Source organism: Mesorhizobium sp. M2A.F.Ca.ET.037.01.1.1 (assembly GCF_003998075.1).
Classification (GTDB): Bacteria; Pseudomonadota; Alphaproteobacteria; order Rhizobiales; family Rhizobiaceae; genus Mesorhizobium.
This window is the reverse complement of the sequence record NZ_RZSA01000672.1, coordinates 1-3838: the sequence shown is the minus strand read 5'-3', so window position 1 is coordinate 3838 and position 3838 is coordinate 1. Positions and strand designations below refer to the sequence as shown.

At 60.3% G+C, this 3838-nt stretch carries 2 protein-coding genes and 1 pseudogene; all 3 read left to right on the top strand.

Annotated elements, in window-relative coordinates; translation table 11 throughout:
* On the top strand, positions 1–2694 hold a 2694-nt coding region (locus tag EOA27_RS26645; RefSeq protein WP_145970547.1), incomplete at its 5' end, for an OmpA family protein.
* Positions 2695–2707: 13 nt separating this feature from the next.
* Positions 2708–3202, top strand: coding sequence for a Rab family GTPase (locus EOA27_RS26640; protein ID WP_126081331.1), 495 nt, complete (start codon positions 2708–2710; stop codon positions 3200–3202).
* A gap of 3 nt (positions 3203–3205) precedes the next feature.
* Positions 3206–3838: pseudogene (locus EOA27_RS26635) on the top strand (adenylate/guanylate cyclase domain-containing protein); the annotation flags it as partial.

Genomic DNA, 3838 nt, shown 5'->3' with positions numbered 1-3838 from the left:
ATCCAAAAGAACCCAAACACGCTCACCGATATATTATATCCGGTGTTTCTGCCGGCCATTCGCAAGTCGATCGGCGAAAAGATCGACCAAACCTTCCAGTCGTTGAATGAGTCTCTGAGGCATATATTCACATGGCATGGGTTGAAGTGGAGGTTTGAAGCCTGGCGAACGGGGACAAGCTTCTCTGCAGTTGTTCTCAAGCATTCTCTTATCTATCGCGTAGAACATGTCTTTCTCATCAGCCGCGCTTCCGGGCTCCTGATTGCGCATGTAACTTCCCAAGACGCAACCAGCGAAGACCCTCAACTGATTTCCTCGATGCTGAGCGCGATCCAGGATTTTGTGAAGGACTCTTTCAAGGAGAAGGAAAACAGCGGCCTCGACACCATCCGGTTTGGGGAACTTCGCCTCTGGTCGGAAGTCGGACAGTTTGCGACCCTGGTTGCGGTGATCCGGGGAAATCCTCCGGAGGAACTGCATGAAGTCATCCGCGACGTACTGCTTCGCATCCATCAAGAATTCTCGCGGGCCCTGGAGCGGTTCGACGGCGACAGTTCCCAGTTGCCCGGCGTTGAGACGCAGTTGCAGACCTGCGTCGAGCTGCAGCACATGGATTCGAAAGAGGGATTTCCGTGGCTGGTGGTGACGGCGGTCCTGCTGGCATTGATCGTGGCGGGCGGCTGGTTCTTTCTGTCCTGGCAAACCGCACACCGCTGGCAGGCCTACCTGTCGCGGCTGGCGGCCCAACCGGGCATAGTCGTTTCGGACCAAAAAATTCGTGGCGGCGAGTTCTATGTCGCCGGCCTGAGAGACCCGCTCGCCGCGGACCCGCAGTCGCTGCTGTCGGGAACGGAGGTCGATCCCGCCCGCGTTCATTCAAACTGGCAGTTCTATCAGAGCCTCGAGCCGGAATTCGTGCTGAAGCGGCTGTCGGCGTCGCTGGCGCCGCCGGATTCGGTACGACTCTCGGTCGTCGATGGTCGCATCGTCGCCGAGGGTGAGGCGACTACCACGTGGATCAACCGGGCGCGGGCCGCTGCCCAGCAGCTTTCCGCAGGCGGGCCGGTCTTCGACATCTCCGGGGTCCGCGATGTGAGCGCCGAGGAGCGCTGGCAGGTGTATGTGTCGCGACTGGAGGCCCAGCCTGGCATCATCGTCGCCGATCAGAATGTGCGCGACGGCCAATTCTATATTACCGGTCTGAGAGACCCGCTTGCCGCCGACCCGCAGTCGCTGCTGCCCGGGACGCAGGTCGATCCCGCTCGCGTTCATGCAAGCTGGCAACTCTACCAGAGCCTTGAGCCGCAGTTCGTGCTGAATCGGCTGACGGCGTCGCTCGCGCCGCCGGATTCGGTGCGGCTTTCAGTCGTCAATGATCGCATCGTTGCCGCAGGCGAGGCCACCACTGCGTGGATCAACCGGGCGCGTGCGGCCGCCCGGCAGCTTTCAGCCGGCGGCCCGGTCTTCGACATCTCCGGGGTACGTGATGTGAGCCCCGAGGAGCGTTGGGAGGCCTACGTGTCGCGACTGGAGACGCAGCCCGGCATCATCGTCGCCCAACAGAATGTGCGCGATGGCCAATTCTATATTACCGGCCTGAGAGACCCGCTTGCCGTCGACCCGCAGTCACTGCTGTCCGGGACGCAGGTCGATCCCGCTCGCGTTCATTCGAGCTGGCAATTCTATCAAAGCCTTGAGCCGCAGTTCGTGTTGAAGCGGCTGACGGCGTCGCTGTATCCGATGGATAAAGTGCGACTTTCGATCGTCAATGGCCGCATCGTTGCCGAGGGTGAGGCTCCCGACACCTGGATAGATCGGGCGCGCGCAGCGGCAAGACAGCTTTCAGAAGGCGGGCCGGAGTTCGACATCTCCAAGGTTCGTGATGTGAGCCCCGATGCGCGCGCGGCCGAGCATTGGCAATATTATGTGTCGCGACTTGAGGCCCAACCGGGAATAATCGTCGCCCAACAAACGGAGAGGGGCGGAGATTTCTACATTTCCGGACTGAGAGACCCGCTTGCCGCCGACCCGCAAGCTCTGCTTTCCGGAACGAAGGTTGATCCCGCCCGCGTTCATTCACAGTGGCAATTCTATCAGAGTCTTGATCCGAAGTTCGTGGTGAAGCGGCTGACGGCGTCGCTGTCCCCGCCGAAATCGGTTCGGCTTTCGATCATCCAGAGTCGCATCGTTGTCGTGGGCGAGGCACCTGCCGGCTGGATCAGCCGGGCGCAGGCCGCCGCCGACCAACTTTCGGCGGACGGAGTGGTTCTGGATGTCTCGCAGTTGCGCGAGCTGAACCTTGCAGAGCTTAATCAGTTGAGAGAGGCCATCCAGACGACCGATATTTTCTTCTCTTCCGGTAGAGTTGTCCCGGGACCGGAGCAGACGCCGGTGCTCGACAGATTGGCTGATCAGTTGAAGGAATTCGCCGAAAATGCCCGCAAGGCAGGCGTGACAGCGCGGTTCATGTTGACCGGCCATTCGGACACAACGGGTCGTGAGACGGCCAACGCCTCGATCAGCGCTGCCCGCGCCGAGACAGTTCGCGCGCTTCTCAACAAGCGCGGCGTCGCTCCGGAACTGCTCTTGGTTCGGGGCGCCGGCACCTTTGAGCCGGCGGTACCCGAAAACGAAAATAGCCGAACTGGGAACTCCACCAACCGCCGGGTTTCGGTTACAGTGAACCTGGAGTAGTGCGGAGCCCGGGATGCTGCAAAAAAAGATCTGCATGTTGGGCGGGTTCGCCGTCGGCAAGACGAGCCTGGTGCGCAGGTTTGTCCAAAGCATCTTCTCGGAAAACTACCTGACCACGGTCGGCGTCAAGATCGACAAGAAAAGCGTCGCGTTTCCGGACAAGACCGTGGACTTGATCTTGTGGGACCTGGCCGGCGAAGACGATATCGGTTCGTTCCGCGTCAGCTATGTGCGAGGCGCGACCGGGCTCGTGCTTGTCGCCGATGGAACCCGGCCAGCCACTCTTGCCGTGGCGCTCACGCTGCGTGAACGGTGCGAGGCCGAATTCGGTGCCATGCCGTTCATATTGCTGTTCAACAAATCCGACCTGACCGAGCGGTGGGCGATACCGGAAGGCGAGATCGACGAACTCAAACAACGTGGATGGCAGGTCTATCTGACGAGCGCGCTATCGGGCGAACATGTCGACGATGCGTTTCGTCAGCTTGCTTCGATGGTCGCCAAGTAGACCATGTCCAGTTTGCCGAAAGAAGTCAGAAGCTGGATATACGACTTCTTTTCCAATGGGCGCTTCGCAGCGTATCTGAAGATCGACGCCCGGCAATGCATAGAAGAGAAGGGCGGCAACCTCGACTTTTACGGGCTCTCGTCGCTTCGCATCGGCGAGCCCGTTGCCGAGCAGCTTGAATTCATGGAAGGGCTGCTGCCTTGCCCGGAGCTTCCATTCCATATGCCGATGATGGAACTGCCCGGCGGCCACGTCGCCGACCTTCATCTCTTTGGTGACAGCGGCTCGGTGTGGCTGGTGTTTCTCGACGCCACGCCCGAACGCGACCACCAGCAGCGGCTTCAGCAGAAGGCATACGAAATGACGCTCCTGCAGGAGAGGGAGCGCCAGCTCAATGCCAAGCTGCAATCGACGAACGAGGCGTTAAGGGAGAGCCAGGAGGGCTTGTCGCGCGAATACCGGCGCGCCGAATCCCTGCTCCTCAACATTCTTCCAGCGTCGATCGCGGAGCGGCTGAAAGCGGATGAGCAGATTGCGGACAACCATGCGGAAGTCAGTGTGCTCTTTGCCGACATCGTAGGTTTTACGGAAAAGGCGCGGAGCGTCGGAGCCGCGCCCACGCTCGCTATTCTGAAT